Below are 21,761 nucleotides of genomic sequence, written 5' to 3'. Positions count from 1 at the left end.
CGAGCGTACCGACGGCGCCCGACATCGGCCCGGGTCGGCGGTGGGGGCTCTACAGCGCCGGCCGACCGAGCCGGTTCGAGATCGCCGAGCCGGCGAGCACGCCGAGCGCGATCGCGACCATCGTCGACAGCGTCGCCAGAAGCGATGCGGATGCCGCACTGTCCTGATCGAGCAGGTCGGTGACACCGATGAGGCCGAGCGCACCGGGAACCAGAAGCCAGTACCCGGCGGTGAAGGTGACCAGCGCGGCCGGCCCGGTCGGCTGACGGGCGACGAGCGAGGTGACCGGCGTCAAGACGAGCGCGCCGATGAACGCCGAGATGACGCCGCCGACGATCTGATCGGCGAGCACCTGTGCGGCATAGGCGACGTACAGCACCAGCAGCATCCACGGCAGGGCGCGCCGAGGTGCGCTCGCGTGCACCGAGATGCCGACGCCGAGCACCGCGACGGCGATCCACGGCGCGATCGGCCCGAGCAGACTGGCGTCGACGTCGAAGTCGATGTCGGGCACGCCGACGACCGCGGCAGCACTCAGGATGCCCGCTCCCAGAAGCAGCAGGCGGGTGGCGCCGCCGGCGAGACGCCCGGCACCCGAGATGAGGTGGCCGGTCGTCAGTTCGAGCATCGCCGTACTGAGCAGCGTTCCGGGCAGCAGAAGGACCAGGGGCGCCACGAGGGCGGGGAGGATGCTGTAACCGAAGCCTGCGCGCAGCAGCAGGAACACGGCGAGCGACACGAAGAAGGCCAGTGCGACCGTGTTGAGTGCGCCGTAGCGACGCGGCATCCGCTCGCTGATCATGAGTGCCGCGCCCGCGACGAGCCCCAGACCCGCGGCGATCGCGACGCCGTTCCAGGAGGCGCCCAGCAGCACCGAGAGCGCGCCGCTGAGGAACCCGTAGGCCACGACGCGGATCACGGGCCCGTATTCGGGCTTCATGTCGCGGATCCGTGCGATCTTCTCCACGACCGAGAGTGGTCCGAGAACGCCGGTGCGCGCGGCATCGACCGTGCGCTGCAGCTCGTCGATCTGCGACAGCAGCAGTTTCCCGTCATCGCTCGAGACCGCGCCCGTCTGGTGCTGCCCGGCTCCGCGCGCCGACATGAGCACGGCGTTGGGGAAGACCAGCGCCTCACTCTCGACCAGTCCGTTCGCGTGCGCGATGTCGCGGAGCGCGCGCTGCACGGTCTCGACCGAGTACCCCGCCTGGGTCATCGCCTGGCCGACCGCCTGAGTGGCATCGAGGATCGCCTGCGCGTCGGGTTCGTCGTCCGGTGAGATCGGCAGACTGCCGGTGATGGCCGCGGCGCGCGCGTCGACCTCGACGTCGCGGACCGCCCGCGGCCGCACGGCGACCAGGATGATCGCGGCCGCGACGAGGACGCCGGCCGCGATGAGGATCGAGAGGAGGTAGGAGGGGATCATGATCGGGATGGCCCGATTGTCGCAGGCGGCTCGGCGCATCCACCGGGGTTGACAGGCGCATGAATCATGCCGAGCAGAAAAGGAGAAGCACCGCGCGGCGAGCCCGCGTACCGTGGTCGCGAGCACACGGAACGCGGCGGGTGTCGGCACCCGCACCGGCAGGAAGGACGACACGATGGCGGGCAAGAAGAGCGAAGGGGTCGGCTTCTCGGACGAAGAGAAGGCCGCGATGAAGCAGCGCGCCGATGAGCTGCGTTCGACGAAGGGGCTCAAGGGGGCGGCCAAGCTCGCCCGAGAGCTCGAGGCGTGCGTCGACGCGATCGAGGGGCTCGACGGCATCGACGGCGAGGTCGCCCGCATGGTGCACCGGGTCGTCTCGGAAGAAGCCCCGCACCTCGACCCCAAGACGTTCTACGGGTTCCCCGCCTATGCGTCCGACGGCAAGGTCGTCATCTTCGTGCAGCCGAAGTCGAAGTTCGACACGCGGTATCCGACGGTCAACTTCGACGAAGCGGCCACGCTCGACGACGGCGACATGTGGGCGACGTCGTTCGCCGTGGTCAACGTGACCTCAGACGTCGAGAAGCGGGTGCGGGCGCTGGTGAAGAGGGCGGTCTGACGGACGCTTATGCTGTGCTCATGAGCGGCATTCCCGAGGCATCCGGCTCGGTCACCGAGCCTGGAGCGCACGCCATGATCCCCGTCGTGGTGTCGTACGCGAGCGAGACTACGCGTCACGACGCGGCCTTCACGCGAGAGCTGCGCGAGCTGGCCGAGAATGCCTCGATCTTCCTGCGCCGTGCGGGCCTCGAGGCGCGCTGGGTGAACGCCGCTGCGCCGGATGCCGGCACGCGCGAGTTGGTCGAGCGGGCCGCCGGCGTGATCGTGCTCGGCGGCGCGGACGTGGACCCGGCGCTGTACGACGCGACGCCCGACGGCACGTGGATGGACTCATCGGATGCCTCCGCCGACGCGTTCGAGGCGGCGCTGATGCGCGAGGCGATCGCGCGTGACATGCCGCTGTTCACGATCTGCCGAGGCACCCAGCTGCTCAACGTCGTGCGGGGCGGCACGCTCGTGCAAGACCTCGGCAGCGGCATCCACCGCGAACCGAACGACGACATGGTGACGCACGCCGTGGCCGTGCACCCCGACACCCGCCTCGCCGGTGTGCTCGGGGCCGGAGCCCATGACGTGCGCTCGGGACACCACCAGGCGATCGATCGTCTCGGCGACGGGGTCGTCGTCAGTGCGGTCGCGCCCGACGGGGTCGTCGAGGCCATCGAGCTGCCGGATGCCCGCTGGGCGATCGGCGTGCAGTGGCATCCCGAAGAGGTCGCCAGCGACCCGTCGCAGCTTCGGCGGCTGCTCGCCGACTTCGCGCGCGCAGCGGCTCGACCGGCCGCGGCGATCGTGACCGAGGCCGCCGAGACGAAGACTCGCACCCTGGTCGACGAGGCGGTGTAGCCGGCCGGTCAGACCTGGTCGAGCACCTCGCGGAGTCTCGCGGCGAACGCCTCGGGCTGGCCGGCCTGGCCGAACTCGCCGCCCATGAAGCCACCGTGGTGGCTCGGGAACACCGTCGCCTGCTGGCCGAGCCGGTCGGCCAGCGCGATCGCGGAGCGACCGGTGTAGACCTTCATCGACTCTTCGCCGACGCCGATCACGATCCGGGTCGGCGACGCCTTCAGGGCCTCGATGTCGGGCTGGTAGTCGGTCACCGCCGAGGAGCGGTCCGACAGCAGCGGGTCATCTCGCGCGCCGTCGTCCTCGGTGGGCAGCCCGAATGCGGCGGGATCCGGCGCGGGCTGCGCGAGGAACTCCTCTGTGATCTCGCCCTCCCACGAGATCAGGGCGATGAACGCGGCCATGCCGGCGCCCCAGCCGTTGTCTTGGTACGCCTTGTTGTAGGCCGCGCGGGCCCTGCGGGCGGCATCCGCGTCTGGCAGCACGCAGTCGATCGGCGGCTCGTGCGCGACGAGCGTCGACACGTCGTCGGGGTGCGCCGTCACCAGGGCGAGCGCTGTCACCGCCCCGCCGCTGCTCGCGAACAGGTCGACGGGGCCGGCGCCGAGCGCCTCGATGATCGCGTGGACGTCTTCAGCCTGGGTCACGGGCTCGTTCGTGACCCCGCTGTCTTTGCGCGTGCTGCGCCCGAGCCCCCGCGGGTCGTAGGTCACGACGGTGCGGTCGCCGAACAGCCGCACCTGAGCCTGGAAGCCGCTCGCCTCCATCGGCTGGCCGATCATCATGAGCGGCGCGCGACCATCCGCCGGGGGCAACGGCCCGTGCACGTCGTAGACCAGGTCGACATCGGGCAACTCGAGCGTGTGCTGCGTCATGGCGCCTCCTCGGTGGGAACGAACTCACTGGATCGTAGGGCCGCGGGCATGCCGGCGGGAATGGTTCGCGCGAGAATGCCGTTGAGTCAGCTCGACCGCTCGCGAGAGGTGCCCATGAGCGCTGCCACCGCCACCCCGGCTTCCACACCCGATATCGACGCACAGATCGAGCGTCTCATCGACCTGGGAGTCGCGTCACTGGCGAGCCTGTCGGACGACGAGTTCCGCGCTCTCGCGTCGGCGCTGGATCGCGACGCCGAAGGAATCGTCGTCGTCCACGACTCGCTGGTGCCTCCGTCGCGACTGGCCCCGCTGCTCGACCACGAGGGCAAGCGCGGCTTCGTCGTCGAAGACATGGTCGATCTCGACGCATTCGCCCCCATCGCCGACGTCGACATCCCGGCACGACCGCTCTACGTCATCACGCACGTCGAACGCGGCGACGACATGCGCAATTGGAGCCCCGAAGAGGCGCTGGCGAAGATCACCGCCGACGGTCGGCGCCCGCTCACGATCGGCGAGGGCATATCCTGGCTGTTGCAGCATCCGGAGCAGCTCGAGCCGAATCACTGTTTCATGACGATCGCGTCGCGTCTGCACAAGAAGGCCGGATTGGATGCGCGCACGCCGGCGATCTGGATCAGCGGAGGAACCGGTCGCGACGGCCGCGCCAACCGCGGGGCCCCGAAGGTCGGATGGTGCTGGAACCGGAACCGTCACACCTGGCTCGGGTTCGCTTCGACTCGACCGTGATGGCGGACCAGCGTGGGCGCGAAAGTCCTGAGCGTCAATCCAACGGGCGGGATCGCATGAGCGGCATGACGGCGGCCTTCGCCCACCGTGGCATGCGGAACATCGGATGGGACTTGCCGAGCGCGTTGATGCTGTCCATCTCGGCGTCGCTGAGTTCGAAGTCGAACACGTCCAGGTTCGCTTTGATGTGAGCCGGGTTCGTCGATTTGGGGATCGCGACGAACCCGCGCTGCACGTGCCACCGCAGGATCGCCTGGACGGCGGACTTCCCGTGCGCGGCGGCTGCGGCAACGATCGCGGGCTCGGCGAGGAGCGCCTTCGACCCGTGGCCGAGCGGGTACCACGCCTCGGCCACGATCCCGTGCTTGGCGAGCGTCGGAAGCAGATCGGCCTGCTGCCAGTACGGATGCAGCTCGACCTGATTCACGACCGGCGCGACGCGGGCGTAGCCGAGGAGCTTCTCGAGATCCGCCGCGGTGAAGTTGCTGACGCCGATGGCCCGGACGGTTCCCTCAGCGACGGCCTCCTCGAGGGCCTTCCAGGCTCCGCGCACGTCACCCACGGGCTGGTGCAGGAGCATCAGGTCGATGTAGCCGGCGTCGATGCGTTCCAGGCAGCCCGCGATCGCTGCGCGGGCCTTGTCGTATCCGTAGTCGTTCGGCCAGATCTTCGTCGTGAGAAGGATCTCGTCACGGGGCACGCCGGACGCCCGGATGCCGCGACCGACGGCGCGCTCGTTGCGGTACAGGATCGCCGTGTCGATCAGCCGGTATCCCTCCTGAAGCGCCGTCTTCACGCTCGCCTCGCAGACCGCGACGTCTGACATGAGATACACGCCGAAACCGATCTGAGGCATCCCTCGGCCATTCGATAGCTGGACACTCGTCGTCATCGGCTCTCCTCTCGCCCCGCTCCGGCGCGGCGTGATCGATCCGGCCGGGTCAGCACCTCGTCGAGGAAGGCGTGGATCGTGGCGTGCAGCGCCGCGGTCGCGGCGTTGTCGACGGCGCCGGCGTGGCCGCCCTCGCTCGGCTCGAGGTAGTGCACCTCGGCGTCCGTCTCGTCGGCGAGTCGCGCCGCCATCTTGCGGGCCTGCACCGGGCCGACCCGGTCGTCGCTGGCGGCGGCGTAGATCAGCGACGGCGGGTAGTCGCGGCTCGGGTCGATGAGATGGTACGGCGAGAAGGTGCGCACGAACTCCCAGTCGGCGGGGTCGTCGGGGTCGCCGTACTCGGCGATCCAGCTCGCCCCGGCCGACAGCCGCGTGTATCGACGCATGTCGAGCAGCGGCACACCGCACACGATCGCGCCGAAGTCGTCGGGGTACTGGGTCAGCATGTTGCCGACCAGCAGTCCGCCGTTGCTGCGGCCGTGGCATCCGATGCGCTCAGGCGTCGTCACCCCGCGGGCGACGAGGTCGCGGGCGATGGCTGCGAAGTCTTCGTAGGCGCGGTGGCGGTTCTCGCGCAGGGCGGCGAGGTGCCAGGCGGGCCCGAACTCGCCGCCGCCGCGGATGTTGGCGACGACGAAGACGCGTCCGGCCTCGAGCCACGCCGGCCCCACGATCGACGGATACTCGGGCGTCAGGGCGTGCTCGAAGCCGCCGTATCCGCTCATCAGCACCGGCAGGGGCCCCGATCGCTGCGCCGGACCGACCTCGAAGTAGGGAACGCGCGTGCCGTCTTCCGACGTGGCGAAGTGCTGCGTCGCCGTCAGGCCCGTCGGGTCGAACGCGGCGCGGCTCGCCCGCAGCACGCGCGGCGCGGGGGATGCGGCATCCGTCGCGACGAGCGTCGGCGGGGTCAGGAACCCGCGGGTCACCAGGAAGAGCGCGTCGTCCTCGTCGGCGTCGGTCGACGCGACGCTCGTCGAGTAGAGGTCGTCGGCACCGAGACCGGAGTGCAGCGGCGTGCTCGCCCATCCGTCGGCCGGGTCGAGCGAGCGGATGCTGCCGCAGACCGAGTCGAGCAGGGTCAGCACGAGGCGGGTGCGCGTCCACCGCCACCCTTCGAGGATCGTCGACTCGGTCGGCGCGAAAACCACCTCGAGCGCGGAGGTGTCGCCCCCGGCGACGGCGTCGAGCGAGCCGACGAGAAGCGCGCCGGACGGATACTCGGTTCCGCCCACCGTCCACGGGGTCTTGGTGCGCACGGCGACATGACCGCCGTGCACGTCGACGTCGGCATCCTGCGGCACGGCGATGAGCGTGGGCGCAGCTGGATCTGTTGCGGTGTTGGCGGCATCCCACACCCAGACCTCGGCGTGGAAGAAGTCGTGCGCGACGTGCACCACCGCCGTCGACCGGGCGTCGCTGTGGTCGACGTGGGCGAAGACGCCGACATCGGATGCCACGCCCTCGAGCACCGTCTTTGCGTCGCCCAGCGCGGTGCCGCGTCGCCAGGTGCGGGCCGAGATCGGGTAGCCCGAGTCGGTCGTGTCGCCGCCGTCGAGCGCGGTGGCGACGAGCAGGGTGTCGCGGTCGAGCCAGTCGACCCGGTGCTTGCCGACCGCGAGCGCGAACGGCTCGTCGTCGACGAAGGCGACGGCGTCGAGGTCGAATTCGCGCACCACGGTCGCATCGCCGCCGTCGGGGCTGAGCTGCACGAGCGCGCGGCCGGTTCCTCGCGGGCCGTGCACGGCGCCCGCGAAGGTCCATGCGGTGCCTTCGGCGCGTCCGAGGGCGTCGACGTCGAGCAGCACCTGCCACTCGAGGGTTCCGGCGAGGAAGGATTCCCGCGAGGTGCGCCGCCAGAGTCCGCGCGGGTTCTCGGCGTCACGCCACAGGTTGTAGAGCAGGTCGCCGTGGCGCGACGGCACGATGAGGCGGTCGGGGTCGTCGAGGATCCGCAGCAGCCGTGCCTCGAGCGCGCTGCGCTCGGCGGAGGCGTAGGTCGCCTCGGTCTCGGCGGTGCGCTCGGCGGCCCACGCGAGCGCGTCGGCCCCGTGGATGTCTTCGAGCCAGAGGAAGGGATCGTCGGGGGTCGGGGCGGTCTCGCTCATCGCGGTTCAGCCTATGGCCAGTCGACGAGAGGCGAGTCGCCCTTGACGTAGAGCGGGTGCTGCGGGTGGCCGTCCTTCGTGATCTTGAGCGCCTTCAGCGGAGGCAGAAGCCTGAGAACGTGAGCAACTCGCGCCGGGCTCGCGTTCGTTCCCCATCCCGCCACCACGGTCCCGATCGCGCTGGCCAGCACACGGTCGTTCTCCGGGCCGATAGGGTCGGTCGCCGCGAGCATGACCGCTGGGCTCGGTGTGCGGTACGCGTACAGGTTGAGGATCACCATGCTTCCGAACCCATCGCGCTTGGAGAAGCCAACGCATCGACGCAGTGTCGGGTCGAGGTCGACCGCGTCGGCTGTGCTCGGGTTCCGCAACACGAACGTGATCGTCGGCAGCGACGCATCCCAGACTCGCGTCAGGCTGTACCGGTAGGCGCCGCGGATGTCAGCGGTCGCAGAGACGAAGTCAGTCACTATCCGCAACCGTAGAGTCCGAGCCCCTCCTTGCCGAGGACGAGGCTCGTCACCACTCCCTGGCCGGTGACTGCAGTCAGAACGACACCATCGAGCGTCGTGAACCAGAACTCACTGTCCACGTTGGAGTAGTAGCCGGCCGCTTTCAGGTCTGCGACGGTGGAGCCAAGAGTGATTCCATCCGCCGTTCGTGGCGCGGGAACGTCGCCTTGGACGTCGCCCACACGGCTCACCTGGATCCAGGGGCCGCGCTCACCGCCGCCGATGTCGTCGTCGGCCGATCCGCCAACCCCCCACGCCACCTGGTCCCCCGAACAGATGTAGCGCCGTTCTCGGATCTGTGAGAAGTCCTCCTCGACGTGAGCGAGTCTGATCGGGCCGACACCGTCCGCGGTGATCGGCCAAGACTCGTCCGTTGTCGCTTCGATGCTGTCGATGGAAATGGTTAGTGCGCGAGCGTTTCGCGGCAGTCCCACCTCCTGCGTGAAGTCGGCGATGTTGATTGCCGTCGGCAGAAGCGCCAGCGCAACGCTTGCCCGTCCGACCAGCTTGCCCGCAAGCTTCCCGGCCGCGTTCTCCTGCATGCCGCCCGCGAGAAGCACCAGTCCGACCATCTGTGCGATCTCCTCGTCCCCCTCGCGCACACAGCTGAGCGCAGCACCCGCGGCCGAGCCGACCTCCGTCACGGCGGACAAGGCGGAGCCGCAGCTGGCGATGGCAAGCGCGGCAGCCAATGTCCCCTCGACCTTCGAAGCCCCCCACGCGACGATCTGCCCAGCGATCGTGGACATCACGAACTGGGCAGCGGACGGCGCAGGGAGCTCGAGGAGGTACGTCGAAGTGAAGCCCTCCAGAGAGGAGGACGGGATACCGAAGCTGATCTCCTCGCCGGCGCCGACGTACCGCCCTTCGTTGAGAAGCTCAGCGGTCTTGCTCCCTACTGCCTGATCGAGGTTGCCGATCTGCTCGATGAGATTTCCGAGACCGTTCTCGGACGTGGAGTTGTATTCCCACGACGGCTGAGCGTCGAGGGCGACGGGGAACCCGAAGCCTCGGTTCGCTCGCGCCTTCAGGACGAGTAGCTTCGGGTTCGCTGCGTCGTGACCGGCACAGAAGCGGACCGAATCGTTGACGCCTGTCCCGGTCGGCAGATCGATCACCCAGTTCGGCGTAGGCAGTTCGCATTCGGGAAGCTCGACACGCTCGGTGAAGATGTTGCCGATCGACCAATGCAGCGCCTCGCTCGCCGTGGTCACAGCGTTCGTCGTCCACTCGGCGACGGCCTGGCCCGCCTCGGCGGCGCGGTCGCGGATCGCAGTCAGCGCCTGCTGTGAACCCGAGACGAAGTCGGTCCATATCGAGAAGTGATCGACGGTCGCGCTGACGGTGAGTCGGTCGTTCGAGATGGTTGTCGGAACCGCCTGCCAGGTCTCGTGATCCTCGTCCCAGTACGCGAACGTCGCAGCTACATCCTGGGGCAGCGGGGTCGCATAGGAGCGAGTGAGCGTCGCGCCCCCGACCGGGAAGCCTCCCTCATGTGCGATGTCCATGGGGGTGCCCATGATGAAGTCGGTGACTTTCTCCAACCCGTCGATCTCGGCGGCCGCCGGCGCCGAGAGCATCGCTGGTTCGATGGCAGGCTGCGTTCCTCCGGCCATGTCGACGGTGAGTTCGCCAGGACCGGCCGACGTCGGCGTCTCAGGCGAGCAAGCCACCAAAGCCCCCGCGGCTATCGCCACTGCCACTGCCGCGGCCGTGAGCCGCACCCCCGCACGTCTCATTGATCTCCCCAGAACGCGTATACGCCAAGCATGGCGCACACCGAAGCTGGTCTCGTGCCGCAATGACGTTCCGCCGCCTGCGCAGGCCTGCTGAACCTCGGGTACCAGCATCACCAAGTTGGAGTCGCGTGTACCCTGACCGACTCCGCGCTACACCACCGCCATGTCGGTGAAGCGCGAGAAGTGGCCCTGGAAGGCGACGGTCACAGTGTCGGTCGGGCCGTTGCGGTGCTTGGCGACGATGAAGTCGGCCTCGCCGGCGCGGGGGTTCTCTTTCTCGTAGGCCGATTCGCGGTGCAGCAGGATCACCATGTCGGCATCCTGCTCGAGCGAGCCCGACTCACGCAGATCCGACAGGGCGGGCTTCTTGTCGGCGCGCTGCTCGGGCCCACGGTTCAGCTGCGAGAGCGCGACGACGGGAACCTGCAGCTCCTTCGCGAGCAGCTTGAGCGCACGCGAGAACTCGCTGACCTCCTGCTGGCGCGACTCGACGCGCTTGCCGCTGGTCATGAGCTGCAGGTAGTCGATCACGACCATCTTCAGTCCGCTGCGCTGTTTGAGCCGCCGGCACTTGGCGCGGATCTCGACGAGCGTCATGTTCGGGCTGTCGTCGATATAGAGGGGTGCGTCGTTGATGCGGCCGCGGGTCGCCGCGATCGTCGTCCAGTCGCGCGAGTCGAGCGTGCCCTTGCGCATGTTCTGCAGGGGCACGGATGCCTCGGCGCTCATCAGGCGCATCGCGATCTCGCTGCGCCCCATCTCGAGCGAGAAGAAGATCGTGGGTAGGTCGTGCTTGATCGCCGCCGACCGCGCGAAGTCGAGCGCGACCGTCGACTTGCCGAGCGCGGGTCGCGCGGCGATGATCACGAGCTGGCCGGCGTGCAGACCGTTGGTGAGCTGATCGAGCTGCTGGAACCCGGTCGGCACACCGGTCATCTGGCCGTCGCGCCCGCGGGCGGCCTCGATCTCTTCGACGGCGGCGTCGACCGCCGTCGTCAGCGGCACGTAGTCGTCGGCGGTCTCGTGACCGGCGACGCCGTAGATCTCGGCCTGCGCGTTGTTGACCAGGTCGACCGCGTCGCCCTGACCCGAATACCCCATCTGCACGATGCGGGTGCCGGCGTCGACGAGCCGGCGCAGCAGCGCACGCTCGGCGACGATCGACGCGTAGTAGGCCGCGTTGGCGGCGGTCGGCACGATCGAGGTCAGCGAGTGCAGGTAGTCGGCGCCGCCGGCACGCTGCAGCTCGCCGGTCTTGATGAGCTCGTCGGTGACGGTGATCACATCGGTGGGCTCACCGTGCGAATAGAGGCTGAGGATGGCCTCGAAGATCAGCTCGTGCTTCGGGATGTAGAAGTCAGCGCCCCGCAGCGTCTCGAGCACGTCCGCCACCGCGTCCTTCGACAGCAGCATGCCGCCCAGTGCGCTCTGCTCGGCCAGCAGGTCGTGGGGCGGCGTGCGCTCCGGTTCGCGAGGGCCCCCCAGCCGGTCCTCGGAGATATCGGCGATCGACATCCGCGTCCTCTCTCGTCACTTCCTCAGGCACGCTCGCGCACACCGGCCCTGGGCCCGGGCGAATCCCCAGCACCGCGGATGCCGCAGCATCCGTGTACGCATGCTCGAGCAGAGCATGAACCCCCGACATCGGGCTTCGAGACGTGCCCCCTGCGCGCCTCCCGATGGGCCGCACCCCACGCTAGGGATGCCGTTTCGGTGCCGCAACACACCCTGTGGATAACTGTGTGGAAAGCCTGCGTGAAACGCCGGGATGCCTGTGCACAACACCTGTGGAGAACGTGGCCGTGATCAGTCCGCGGCGCTCAGGAAAAAGCCTTTGATCTGGGCTTCTCTGATTCACACCCTGTGGATCGAGATGTGATTGAAGTCGGCATTGAAGGTTGGGTTGCCGAGGGGGAAGTTGTGCACAACCTGCGGGATTCCGCAAGTCGGGCCAGACGCCGGGCGTGGCATCTCGGCGCGGGGGCTTTACAACGGCGCGCCGACCGGAGTAGCTTGGCGAGTCCAGGCACCCCTCGCACGTGATTCCGCTCGGAAACACGTGACGTCTAGTTCGTCGTGGGAGGTGAACGTGGAATCCGCATCCGCCAGGCAGACGCCGAGGCTGGTCCAGCTGGCCCTCATCGGGCTCGGATTGGCGTTCGCCTGGATCGCGCTCTCGCTGCTGATCGGCGGCGATGGGGCCCGCGCGTCCGACGACGACTCGGGCGGCCTGCTCGGCGGCGTGACCAAGACCGTGGCATCGACCACGTCGGCGGTCACCGACGTCGTCGCAGACGTGGGGGGTGCCGTCTCGAACACCGCTGCGGCCGTGACCGAGACCGCGACGACGGTCGTCGCCGAGACCACCCAGCCGGTCGTCGAAGCGGCGCCCGCGCCGGTTCAGAAGGTGGTCGCGAAGACCACCGCGACGGTGAAGAAGGTCGCGACATCGGCGACCGCGAAGGTCGTCGAACCGGTCGTCGATAAGGTCGCTGAAGTCGTCACCGACGACCTGGTCTCGGGGGTCGTCGCGCCGGTCGTGACGGTCGTCGAGGCGGTCGAGAAAGCCCCGGTCCTCGGAGAGATCGTCGCCCCGATCGGCCTGTCCGATGCGGTCGAGAGCCTCGCCGGCACGGTCGACTCCACGGTCGGCGGCGTCGTCACCGTCGTCGCCGACACGGCGACGGACGCCGTGACCCAGATCCCGGGCGTTCTGCCCGGTGACACGACACCCGGGGGAGTGCTGCCGGGTGATCTGCTTCCGGGCGGCGTCGAGCTTCCCGCAGTCCTCACCGGATCCCCGCTCGCCGCCGACGCAACGGACGGCGCCATGGTGCGCGCATCCAGCCTCTTCGCCTCGACTTTCGCCGCCGCCCACGTGCGTGCGGGGACGGCCGCACACCTCGTCGTCGCCTCGAACTCGGCGACGACGACCACATCTTCTCTTGCTCTCGGTGTCGGAGTGTGTCCACTCGCGACATCCCCGCCAGGTTCCGCCTCTGCGAGCCTGGGCGCCCTGGGGCTTCTCGCCCTCTTCCCGCTTGCCGCACACCGTGCCTGGGCGCGGCGGGCTGGGCAGCAGGACGACCGCATCCCGCGGGCGCCGTACTACGGCACCGACGTCTCCCCTGACTGACGGGGACCGCGCCGCCTTCTGAGCGGCACGAGTCTTCCGCGCGCTCGCGCGCACCCAACCGTCAACTCAAGGGAGTTTCACCATGAACGCGTTTCTCACGCGTGCCCTGCTGGGCACCGTGCTCGCCGGCGGCATCACGCTGCTGGGCGCCACGGTCGCGAACGCGACCGAACTCACGACCGACGGCGAGGACGGGCTGCTCTCGGGCACCCAGGCCCTCATCGAGGTCGACCTCCCGATCACGGTCGGCGGCAACGCCGTCAGCGTGATCGGTGATTCCACCAGCGAAGGTGCCGCGACGTCGGCGCCCGCTGCGGCCCCCGCCCCGGTGACGGCGACGACATCGGGTGAGGATGCCGCAGCATCCGGCTCGCAGGCGGTGGTCACCGTCAACGCGCCGGTGACCGTCGGCGGCAACGCCGTCTCGGTCGTCGGCGGCAGCTCGTCGTCGAACGCCGAGACGTCGGGGGGTACCGCCCCTGCCGGCAGTGAGCCGTCGGGCGGCGCCTCAGCCGAGCCCGTGGTCGCGCAGACCTCGGGTGAGGACGGGTTGCTCTCGGGCACCCAGGGCATCGTGTCGGTGAACGTGCCGATCACCATCGGCGGCAACGCCGTCAGCGTGATCGGCGACAGCCACACGGACGGCGCCACCACCACCGGCGGCAGCAGCGGCACGAACGGCACGACCGCGGGCGTCACCAACGGCGAGGACTCCATCCTCGGCGGCACCCAGGTGCTCGCACCGATCACCGCGCCCATCACCGTCGGCGGCAACGCCGTCAGCGTGATCGGCGACTCCACCTCCGAGAACGCCACCACCACCGGCGGAACCTCAGGCGGCGGCGTCATCGGGATCACCAACGGCGAGGACTCCATCCTCGGCGGCACCCAGATCCTGGCACCGATCACCCTGCCGATCACGATCGGCGGCAATGCCGTCTCGGTGATCGGCGACTCCACCACGACGGGCTCGACGACGGGTCCGGGTGGCCCGGGCGACCCCGGCGACCCCGGTGACCCGGGCGACCCCGGCGACCCGGGCGACCCCGGCGACCCGGGCGACCCCGGCGACCCGGGCGACCCCGGCGACCCGGGCGACCCCGGCGAGCCCGGCACGCCCGGTACGCCCGGCACTCCGGGTGGCACCAGCGGCACCGGCTCGGCCGTCACGATGACGGCCGGCATGCTGCCCGACACCGGCAGCGCAGGCATCCTGCCCGTGCTGCTGTTCGGAATGCTGCTCGTGGCGGCCGGCCTGGCCGGGCGCCTCGTGCGGCGGCGCACCGCGTAGGGTCTCGCGGGCGGTCGGTACCGTGCCTGGACCGGTCGCCCGCGTGACCTGCACGCGTCGCTGAGAACGACGGATGCCGCGACCCCGGGGGGAGTCGCGGCATCCGTTGCGCGTTCGCGTGCGTGCGCGTCTACTTCGCGGCGACCACCTGAAGGGTGATCACAGCGGTCACGTCGTCACGCAGGCGAACCGTCGCCTCGTGCTCGCCGGTCGACTTGATCGGCGACGTGATGTGGATCTTGCGCTTGTCGAGGTCGCCGAGGCCCGCGGCCTTGACGGCGTCCGCGACATCCGCGGTCTTGACCGAGCCGAACAGGCGACCCTCCGAGCCGGCTTTCACGGCCAGGCGGACGGTGTTCGTCTCGAGGGCGTTCTTGAGCGCCACGGCGTCTTCGTGGTCGTGGATCGCGCGCGCTTCACGGGCGGCGCGGATCGACGCCACCTGCTTCTCGCCGCCGCGGGTCCACGCCACTGCGAACCCCTGGGGGATGAGGTAGTTGCGGGCGTACCCGTTCTTGACCTCGACCACGTCACCGGCGCCGCCGAGCCCGGCGACCTCGTTCGTGAGAATGAGCTTTGCCATCGGTACTCCTTAGCGGCCAGCGCCGGCGTAGGGCAGGAGCGCCATTTCGCGCGCGTTCTTGATCGCGCGAGCGATCAGACGCTGCTCCTGCACCGAGACACCGGTGATACGACGGGCGCGGATCTTGCCGCGCTCCGAGATGAACTTGCGAAGCGTGGCGACGTCCTTGTAGTCGATCACGCCCACGCGGATGGACTTCGCGGGAGCGGTGGGCTTGCCACCCTTCCGCGGCTTGCGGCGGTCGCCGCTCGACTTTCCAGCCATGGGGATTCCTTTACTTGCAGAGATCGGATGCCTCTGATCGAGGCTCTTCGAATTCGTTGGATCTCGATACGCCGCCTGCGGCGGCTACTCGATCTTGACTCGCAGGGGCATCAACGCGGCTGCGCCGCATTGCTCCCCGTCGACTCAGAACGGGGTGTCGTCGCCGTAGTTGGCGCCGGGGGTGCTCCAGGCGTCGCCGCCGCCGCTGTTGCCGCCGCTGCTCTGCGAGCCGGGGGTCGCCCACGGCTCGTCGGCAGCGACCTGCTGGCGCTGACCGCCACCGCCACCCGATGTACGGGTGACCTGCGCGGTCGCGTAGCGCAGCGACGGGCCGATCTCGTCGACCTCGAGCTCGATCGCGGTGCGGTTGTTGCCCTCGCGGTCCTGGTAGGAACGCTGCTTGAGGCGACCCGATGCGATCACGCGCATGCCCTTGGTGAGCGAACCGGCGACGTGCTCGGCGAAGTCGCGCCACACGCTCGCGCGGAGGAACAGCGCTTCGCCGTCCTTCCACTCGTTGGTCTGACGGTCGTAGTTGCGCGGAGTCGACGCGATGGTGAAGTTCGCGACGGGGAGGCCGTTCTGCGTGTAGCGCAGTTCGGGATCAGCCGTGAGGTTGCCCACGACGGTGATGATCGTCTCTCCGGCCATGGCGTCAGGCCTTCGCAACCTTGGCGGGGGCGGCCTTGGCGGGGGCGGCGGCCTTGGGGGCCGACGACTTCGCGGGGGCCTTCGCCGGGGCGGCGGCCTTGCGGGCGGCCTTCTCGTCGGCGCGCACCTTCTCGGCGGCGACCATCGCGATGGCCTCCTCGGCGCGCAGCACCTTCGTGCGCATGATGCGCTCGTCGAGCTTGAGCTGGCGGTCCAGCTCCTGCGTCGCCTCACTGGTGGCGGTGAAGTTCACGACGGCGTAGATGCCCTCGTTCTTCTTCTGGATCTCGTACGCGAGACGGCGGCGGCCCCAGATGTCGACGTTGTCGATCGAGCCACCATCGTTCGTGATGACCTTCAGGAACTTGTCGAGGCTCGGGGCGACCGTGCGCTCGTCGATCTCGGGGCTCAGGATGACCATGAGCTCGTACTGGTGCGTCACTAACCCACCTCCTTCGGACTTGAACGGCTGTCGGGCACTTCCCGACAGCAGGAGGGTGTGTTGCACGTCGTCCGGCTGCTCGCGGATCGCGGGCGTGCGGACAACCCTCCTATGGTACCGGATGCCTGGGCGCCCGCCGAATCGGCTCGATCAGCGGAACGCCGGGATGCCGGTCAGGTGCTGCCCGAGGATCAGGGTGTGCACCTCGTCGGTGCCCTCGTAGGTGCGCACCGACTCGAGGTTGGCGGCGTGGCGGATCGGCGGGTTGTCGAGCAGCACGCCGTCGCCGCCCAGGATGGTGCGCGCCTCGCGGGCGATCGCGATGGCCTCGCGCACGTTGTTGAGCTTGCCCAGCGAGATCTGCGCGGGGGTGAGCGTTCCGGCATCCTTCGCGCGTCCGAGCTCGAGCGCGAGCAGCGCTCCCTTGTGCAGTTCGACCGCCATGTCGACGAGCTTGCGCTGCGTGAGCTGGAACCCGGCGATCGGCCGGTCGAACTGCTCGCGGCGCAGCGCGTGGGTCAGGGCCGCGTCGAAGCTGTCGCGGGCCGCGCCGAGGGCACCCCACACGATGCCGTACCGCGCGTCGCTGAGCGCCGAGAACGGCCCGCGCAGGCCCTCGGCGCCGGGCAGCAGCGCGCCGGAAGGCAGCCGGACCCCGTCGAAGCGCAGCGCGGTCTGGATCGACGCGCGCATCGAACCCTTGGGCTCGAGAACGGATGCCTCGAAGCCGACGCTGTCGGTCGGCACGAGGAATCCGCGCACCCCGGCATCCGTCTGCGCCCAGACCACGGCGATATCGGCGATCGTGCCCATGCCGATCCACCGCTTGGAGCCCGACAGCACCCAGTCGTCGCCGTCGCGACGGGCGAAGGTGCGCATGTTCGCGGGATCGCTGCCGGCCTCGGGCTCGGTGAGTGCGAAGCATCCGATCTTCTCGCCCCGCGCGAGCGGCGGCAGCCACCGCTGCTTCTGCTCCTCCGACCCCCAGCGGTGGATGGAGCCCATCACGAGCGACCCCTGAACGGAGGCGAACGTGCGCAGGCCCGAGTCGCCGGCCTCAAGTTCCATGGCGGCGAGGCCGTACTCGACGGCGCTGCGCCCAAGGCATCCGTAGCCCTCGAGCGTCATGCCGAGCAGCTGCAGCTCGCCGAGTGCGGGTACGAGGTGCACCGGGAACTCGGCCCGGTCGAACCACCCCGCGATATGCGGCTTCACCTCGGCGTCGACGAAGGCCCGCACCCGTTCGCGCGTGAGCAGCTCGTCGGGGGTGAGCCGATCGTCGATACCGAGCACCTCATCGGCGGTCTGCGGCATGGCGGCTCCCTTCGTCGGGGGTTCGCTGATCAGTCTGGCGGATGCGCCGGTAGCGTGGGCGCATGGAGTGGACCGCCGACGTCAGTGCGGGCGACTGGATCCGCGAGCGCATCGACGATCCGTGGGGCGGCACCATCCACGACGTGGTGCCGCGGGGGTTCGAGGCCTACGCCCGTGTGCTTCATCCCGCCGTGCGGTCGCGGCCCGTCGGCCGCGCCTGGCCGCCGCTGCCCTACCTCGCGCACGAGCGCGAGTGGGACGCGTTCGGCAGGTCGGGCGTCGAGATCGACAGCGAGCGCATCCGTTGGGCCGACGCCGCTCGGGTGTTCGGCACCCGGCTGCACCCGCTCGCGCAGTGGGGTGCGCTCGTGCGTTCGCGCGGCGACGAGTGGAATCCCGACGCGTGGCAGCAGGTGCAGGCCGCCGACGGCTGGCAGTACGATGCCCCCGAAGAGGGCCGGCTGGATGCTGCGACCGTCGCCGCCCTCGCCGAGGTGCTGGCCGCGCACACCACGACCCCCGACGACGGCATCGTCGGGCTGTGGGAGGGGCACGGGGGACTGCTCGGCTTCTACGGCGAGACGCCGTCGCGGGCCTTCTTGACGTTCGAGCAGACGCCCGAGACCGACGACCCGCGGCATCGGAGCTTCCTCGAACGCACCGTGCGCGACCCGTTCAACAACGTGTTCCGCAAGCCGACCTGGCAGCAGGGGATGCTGCCCGACGACGTCTCGCAGGGACCGAGACTGGAGTTGCCGGGACGCGCGCATGTGCTGTTCCGCGGGGGCGTGTCCGAGCTGGCGCGCACCGACTGGGCCCTGCACGTGCCGTGGCGCGATCGCATCGCCGAGGAGCACGGCTTCGACCCGAGCGCCCTGTCACCGAGTCTGGTGTGGCCGGCCGACCGCGCGTGGGTGGCGGTGACCGAGGTCGACTGGGACTCGACGATCATCGGCGGAACGGCCGAGACGGTCGCGGCGGTGTGCGCCGATCCCCGGCTCGAGGCGCTCGGGCTTCCGGCAGAGGCGCGCCTGCAGTGGGACGCCGATGAGGTGAACCGGTGAGCACCGCGCAGCGCTGGGCGCCGACCTTCGATGCGCGGGCGCTCGTGCAGCCCGTCGACCGGTCGGCCGTCGCCGAGCACACCCGCCGCATGCGCGCCGAGGGCCGGCTGCCGTCGACCCCGACCAACATCGTCGCGATCATCGTGTTCGTCATGGTCGGAGGTTTCATCCTGACGACCGCGATCCCCGTCTTCTTCGGTGTGTTCGGGGCCCTCGCCGCCGTGCTGTCGGCTGAGGGCGGTGCGTTCGCCGGCATCGTCATCGTGCTCGTCGTGATGTTCGGCCTGCTGGTCTTCGCCGGCGTCGTCGTCGCCATCGTCGTCGCGTTCCTGCGGCTGATGTCGGGCTCGCACGCCAAGTGGTACCGGCTCGACCACTTCGCGCGGGCGAACGCGATGACCTACCTGCCGGCGATCGGCGCCCCGCCGCTGCCCGGAATGATCTTCGGTCTGGGCGGGTCGCGCCAGGCGAGCGATGTCGTCCGCGGCGACCGGCCGCGGTTCGTGGAGTTCGCCAACTATCGGTACACGACGGGTTCGGGCCGCAACCGCACAGTGCACAAGTGGGGATATGTCGCCGTCAAGCTCGACGTGCCGCTGCCGCACATCGTGCTCGACGCGGTCGGCAACAACACCCTGTTCGGCTCGAACCTGCCGGCATCCTTCGACAAGGACCAGCGGCTCAGCCTGGAAGGCGACTTCGACCGGTTCTTCTCGCTCTACTGCCCGGCCGGGTACGAGCGCGACGCCCTGTACCTGTTCACGCCCGACATCATGGCGCGCTTCATCGACAACGCGGCGGCGCTCGACGTCGAGATCGTCGACGACTGGCTGTTCCTGTATGCCAAACGCGACTTCTCGACCCTCGACCCGGCGATGTGGGCCTGGCTGTTCACGGTCGTCGCCGCCCTCCTCGACAAGCTCGCGCAGTGGGAGCGCTGGCGCGACGACCGCCTGGCGCAGGCGGCGGCCGCACCGACGACGACGGACGCCGCATCCGCAGCCCCTCCCGCGTGGTCGGCGACCGTTCCGTTCGACGCGCCGACCGATCGGCTGCGACCGCCCCCCGGGGTCGCGGCCGGCGGTCAACGTCTGCGCCGTCGCATCCCGTGGGTGGCGATCGCGGTGATCGGCGGCTTCGTCGCGTTCTGGCTGTTCATCCAGTTCGGCGGTTTCGCGTTCTTCGCCGCGCTGCTGCGCTGACGCGGCGCTCGGTCGCCGGACGCAACCTCGCCGGGCGCACCGGCGCCGGGCGCACCGTCGCCGGGCGCACTGGCGTCACCCCGGGCCGAGGCCGAGAGCGTCGAGCTCGGCGGCGTCGAGCATCCGAGACCGGATGATGAATCGATTGCCGGTCGGCCCTTCCACCGAGAAGCCGGCGCCGCGACCGGGCACCACGTCGATCGTGATGTGCGTGTACTTCCAGTACTCGAACTGCGCCTCCGAGATGAAGACCTCGATGGGGTCGGCGAGTCCCACCTCGAGCGTTCCGAGATGCACGTCGGAGGGACCGGTGACGAACATGCCGACCGGGTAGCACATGGGGGCGCTGCCGTCGCAGCATCCGCCCGACTGATGGAACATGAGCGGGCCGTGCTGCAACGTCAGGGTGCGCAGCAGAGCCGCCGCGTCGTCCGACACGGCGACCCTGCTGACGGTGTGGGTGGTCATCGGCCTAGAAGAACCCTATCGCGCCTTCGGCGTACGACACGAGCAGGTTCTTCGTCTGCTGGTAGTGGTCGAGCATCTTCAAGTGGTTCTCGCGGCCGATGCCCGACTGCTTGTATCCGCCGAACGCAGCGTGCGCCGGGTACTGGTGGTAGGTGTTCGTCCAGACCCGACCCGCCTCGATGGCACGACCCGCCTTGTAGGCGATGTCGCCCGAGCGGCTCCACACACCGGCGCCGAGGCCGTACAGCGTGTCATTGGCGATCGAAATCCCGTCGTCGAAGTCGTCGAACGACGTGACCGAGACGACCGGACCGAAGATCTCCTCCTGGAAGATCCGCATGTCGTTCGTGCCTTCGAACACCGTCGGGGCGACGTAGTAGCCCTCCGACAGGTCGCCGCCGAGGTCGACGCGCTCGCCGCCCGCGAGCAGCTTCGCGCCGCCCTGCGTGCCGATGTCGATGTAGCTGAGGATCTTCTCGAGTTGGTCGTTCGAGGCCTGCGCGCCGATCATCGTCTCGGGGTCGAGCGGGTTGCCCTGCACGATCTTGCCGACGCGCTGCAGCGCGTCGCCCAGGAAGCCGTCGTAGATCGACCGCTGGATGAGCGCGCGCGACGGGCAGGTGCAGACCTCGCCCTGGTTGAGGGCGAACAGCGTGAAGCCCTCGAGCGCCTTGTCGTAGTACGCGTCGTCGGTCGAGCGGGCGACGTCTTCGAAGAAGACGTTGGCGCTCTTGCCTCCGAGCTCGAGCGTCACCGGGATGAGGTTCTGCGACGCGTACTGCATGATCAGCCGGCCGGTGGTCGTCTCGCCGGTGAAGGCGACCTTGCGGATGCGCTTGTGCTGCGCGAGCGGCGCGCCCGCCTCGATGCCGAACCCGTTGACGATGTTGACGACGCCGGCCGGCAGCAGGTCGCCGATGATGTCGAACAGGAACAGGATGCTGGCCGGGGTCTGCTCGGCGGGCTTGAGCACCACGCAGTTGCCCGCCGCGAGCGCCGGCGCCAGCTTCCACGTCGCCATCAGGATCGGGAAGTTCCAGGGGATGATCTGGCCGACCACGCCCAGCGGCTCATGGAAGTGATAGGCGACAGTGTCGTCGTCGAGCTGGCTGAGCGAGCCCTCCTGGGCCCGCAGCACACCGGCGAAGTAGCGGAAGTGGTCGACGGCCAGCGGGATGTCGGCGGCGAGCGTCTCGCGCACGGGCTTGCCGTTCTCCCACGTCTCGGCGACGGCGATCTGTTCGAGATTCGCCTCGATGCGGTCGGCGATCTTGTTGAGGATGACGGCGCGCTCGGCGGGGGTCGTGCGCTTCCACGACTCGAATGCCTTCCAGGCGACGTCGACGGCGCGGTCGATGTCTTCGACGGTGCCGCGGCCGACCTCGCAGAAGGGCTTGCCGTTGACGGGCGAGATGTTCTCGAAGTACTGGCCCTTGACGGGCTCCACCCACTCGCCGCCGATGTAGTGGCCGTAGCGGGAGCGATAGTCGGCGATCGAACCGCGCTGCCCGGGGGCGGCGTAGACGCTCGAGACGCCTTCTTCGACGATGGTCATGCTGGTCTCCTTCGACGTA

The 21,761-nt window shown here is 69.5% G+C and carries 21 protein-coding genes; 7 read left to right on the top strand and 14 right to left on the bottom strand.

Annotated elements, in window-relative coordinates; genetic code table 11:
- Positions 1–49 precede the first annotated feature (49 nt).
- Positions 50–1,426 carry a threonine/serine exporter family protein gene (locus ABD663_RS10815; RefSeq protein WP_344738369.1) on the bottom strand — a complete coding sequence of 459 codons (1,377 nt, stop codon included), beginning with the start codon at positions 1,424–1,426 and terminating at the stop codon, positions 50–52.
- A 175-nt stretch (positions 1,427–1,601) separates the two neighbouring features.
- On the opposite strand from ABD663_RS10815, the gene ABD663_RS10810 reads away from it, so the two are divergent.
- Positions 1,602–2,045: a hypothetical protein gene (locus tag ABD663_RS10810; RefSeq protein ID WP_344738367.1), complete on the top strand. Its 444-nt coding sequence runs from the start codon at positions 1,602–1,604 to the stop codon at positions 2,043–2,045.
- Between the two features lie 20 nt (positions 2,046–2,065).
- A complete protein-coding gene (locus ABD663_RS10805) occupies positions 2,066–2,893 on the top strand; it encodes a gamma-glutamyl-gamma-aminobutyrate hydrolase family protein (RefSeq protein ID WP_344738365.1) in 828 nt (275 codons plus the stop codon).
- A gap of 8 nt (positions 2,894–2,901) precedes the next feature.
- On the opposite strand, the gene ABD663_RS10800 is transcribed toward ABD663_RS10805, so the two are convergent.
- On the bottom strand, positions 2,902–3,768 hold the full coding sequence (locus ABD663_RS10800) for an alpha/beta fold hydrolase (protein ID WP_344738363.1): 867 nt from the start codon (positions 3,766–3,768) through the stop codon (positions 2,902–2,904).
- Positions 3,769–3,882: 114 nt separating this feature from the next.
- Here ABD663_RS10800 and ABD663_RS10795 point away from each other — a divergent pair, with 114 nt between their 5' ends.
- The gene (locus ABD663_RS10795) at positions 3,883–4,521 is read left to right on the top strand and encodes a DUF5701 family protein (RefSeq protein WP_344738361.1); all 639 of its coding nucleotides are present in this window, start codon (positions 3,883–3,885) and stop codon (positions 4,519–4,521) included.
- Between the two features lie 34 nt (positions 4,522–4,555).
- Here ABD663_RS10795 and ABD663_RS10790 read toward each other — a convergent pair whose 3' ends face one another.
- From ABD663_RS10790 to dnaB, 5 genes are all read right to left on the bottom strand, one after another.
- Entirely contained in the window at positions 4,556–5,377 is an 822-nt protein-coding gene (locus tag ABD663_RS10790; RefSeq protein ID WP_344738359.1) for an aldo/keto reductase, read from the bottom strand.
- A gap of 32 nt (positions 5,378–5,409) precedes the next feature.
- Complete coding sequence (locus ABD663_RS10785) at positions 5,410–7,521, bottom strand: prolyl oligopeptidase family serine peptidase (protein WP_344738357.1); 2,112 nt, start codon at positions 7,519–7,521, stop codon at positions 5,410–5,412.
- A gap of 11 nt (positions 7,522–7,532) precedes the next feature.
- Positions 7,533–7,991 (bottom strand): DUF1643 domain-containing protein, encoded by a 459-nt coding sequence (locus tag ABD663_RS10780; RefSeq protein ID WP_344738355.1) that lies wholly within the window; start codon positions 7,989–7,991, stop codon positions 7,533–7,535.
- Entirely contained in the window at positions 7,991–9,649 is a 1,659-nt protein-coding gene (locus tag ABD663_RS10775; RefSeq protein WP_344738353.1) for a hypothetical protein, read from the bottom strand. The genes ABD663_RS10780 and ABD663_RS10775 overlap by 1 nt, the downstream gene beginning before the upstream one ends.
- 273 nt (positions 9,650–9,922) lie before the next feature.
- A complete protein-coding gene (gene dnaB, locus ABD663_RS10770; RefSeq protein WP_344738351.1) occupies positions 9,923–11,287 on the bottom strand; it encodes a replicative DNA helicase in 1,365 nt (454 codons plus the stop codon).
- A 574-nt stretch (positions 11,288–11,861) separates the two neighbouring features.
- Between dnaB and ABD663_RS10765 the strand changes: the two genes are divergently transcribed.
- Both ABD663_RS10765 and ABD663_RS10760 read left to right on the top strand, forming a co-directional pair.
- Entirely contained in the window at positions 11,862–12,908 is a 1,047-nt protein-coding gene (locus tag ABD663_RS10765) for a hypothetical protein (protein WP_344738350.1), read from the top strand.
- An 82-nt stretch (positions 12,909–12,990) separates the two neighbouring features.
- On the top strand, positions 12,991–14,199 hold the full coding sequence (locus ABD663_RS10760; RefSeq protein WP_344738348.1) for a hypothetical protein: 1,209 nt from the start codon (positions 12,991–12,993) through the stop codon (positions 14,197–14,199).
- 130 nt (positions 14,200–14,329) lie between these two features.
- On the opposite strand, the gene rplI is transcribed toward ABD663_RS10760, so the two are convergent.
- From rplI to ABD663_RS10735, 5 genes are all read right to left on the bottom strand, one after another.
- Entirely contained in the window at positions 14,330–14,782 is a 453-nt protein-coding gene (rplI, locus tag ABD663_RS10755; RefSeq protein WP_344738346.1) for a 50S ribosomal protein L9, read from the bottom strand.
- Positions 14,783–14,791: 9 nt separating this feature from the next.
- Positions 14,792–15,046 carry a 30S ribosomal protein S18 gene (gene rpsR, locus ABD663_RS10750; RefSeq protein WP_045257356.1) on the bottom strand — a complete coding sequence of 85 codons (255 nt, stop codon included), beginning with the start codon at positions 15,044–15,046 and terminating at the stop codon, positions 14,792–14,794.
- A gap of 144 nt (positions 15,047–15,190) precedes the next feature.
- Positions 15,191–15,697, bottom strand: coding sequence for a single-stranded DNA-binding protein (locus tag ABD663_RS10745; RefSeq protein WP_344738343.1), 507 nt, complete (start codon positions 15,695–15,697; stop codon positions 15,191–15,193).
- 4 nt (positions 15,698–15,701) lie between these two features.
- A complete protein-coding gene (rpsF, locus tag ABD663_RS10740; protein ID WP_344738341.1) occupies positions 15,702–16,139 on the bottom strand; it encodes a 30S ribosomal protein S6 in 438 nt (145 codons plus the stop codon).
- Between the two features lie 150 nt (positions 16,140–16,289).
- A complete protein-coding gene (locus ABD663_RS10735) occupies positions 16,290–17,453 on the bottom strand; it encodes an acyl-CoA dehydrogenase family protein (RefSeq protein WP_344738339.1) in 1,164 nt (387 codons plus the stop codon).
- 62 nt (positions 17,454–17,515) lie between these two features.
- Here ABD663_RS10735 and ABD663_RS10730 point away from each other — a divergent pair, with 62 nt between their 5' ends.
- Entirely contained in the window at positions 17,516–18,517 is a 1,002-nt protein-coding gene (locus ABD663_RS10730; protein ID WP_344738337.1) for a hypothetical protein, read from the top strand.
- A complete protein-coding gene (locus tag ABD663_RS10725) occupies positions 18,514–19,719 on the top strand; it encodes a hypothetical protein (RefSeq protein ID WP_344738335.1) in 1,206 nt (401 codons plus the stop codon). The genes ABD663_RS10730 and ABD663_RS10725 overlap by 4 nt, the downstream gene beginning before the upstream one ends.
- A 75-nt stretch (positions 19,720–19,794) precedes the next feature.
- Here ABD663_RS10725 and ABD663_RS10720 read toward each other — a convergent pair whose 3' ends face one another.
- Entirely contained in the window at positions 19,795–20,187 is a 393-nt protein-coding gene (locus ABD663_RS10720; RefSeq protein ID WP_344738333.1) for a DUF779 domain-containing protein, read from the bottom strand.
- A 4-nt stretch (positions 20,188–20,191) separates the two neighbouring features.
- Positions 20,192–21,742, bottom strand: a complete 1,551-nt coding sequence (gene exaC / locus ABD663_RS10715) for an acetaldehyde dehydrogenase ExaC (protein WP_344738331.1) — start codon at positions 21,740–21,742, stop codon at positions 20,192–20,194.
- Between the last annotated feature and the right edge of the window lie 19 nt (positions 21,743–21,761).

The sequence above is a fragment of the Microbacterium awajiense genome (assembly GCF_039536545.1).
GTDB lineage: Bacteria > Actinomycetota > Actinomycetes > Actinomycetales > Microbacteriaceae > Microbacterium > Microbacterium awajiense.
Note: the sequence above shows the minus strand (reverse complement) of the source record. Positions and strands in the feature narration are given on the sequence as shown.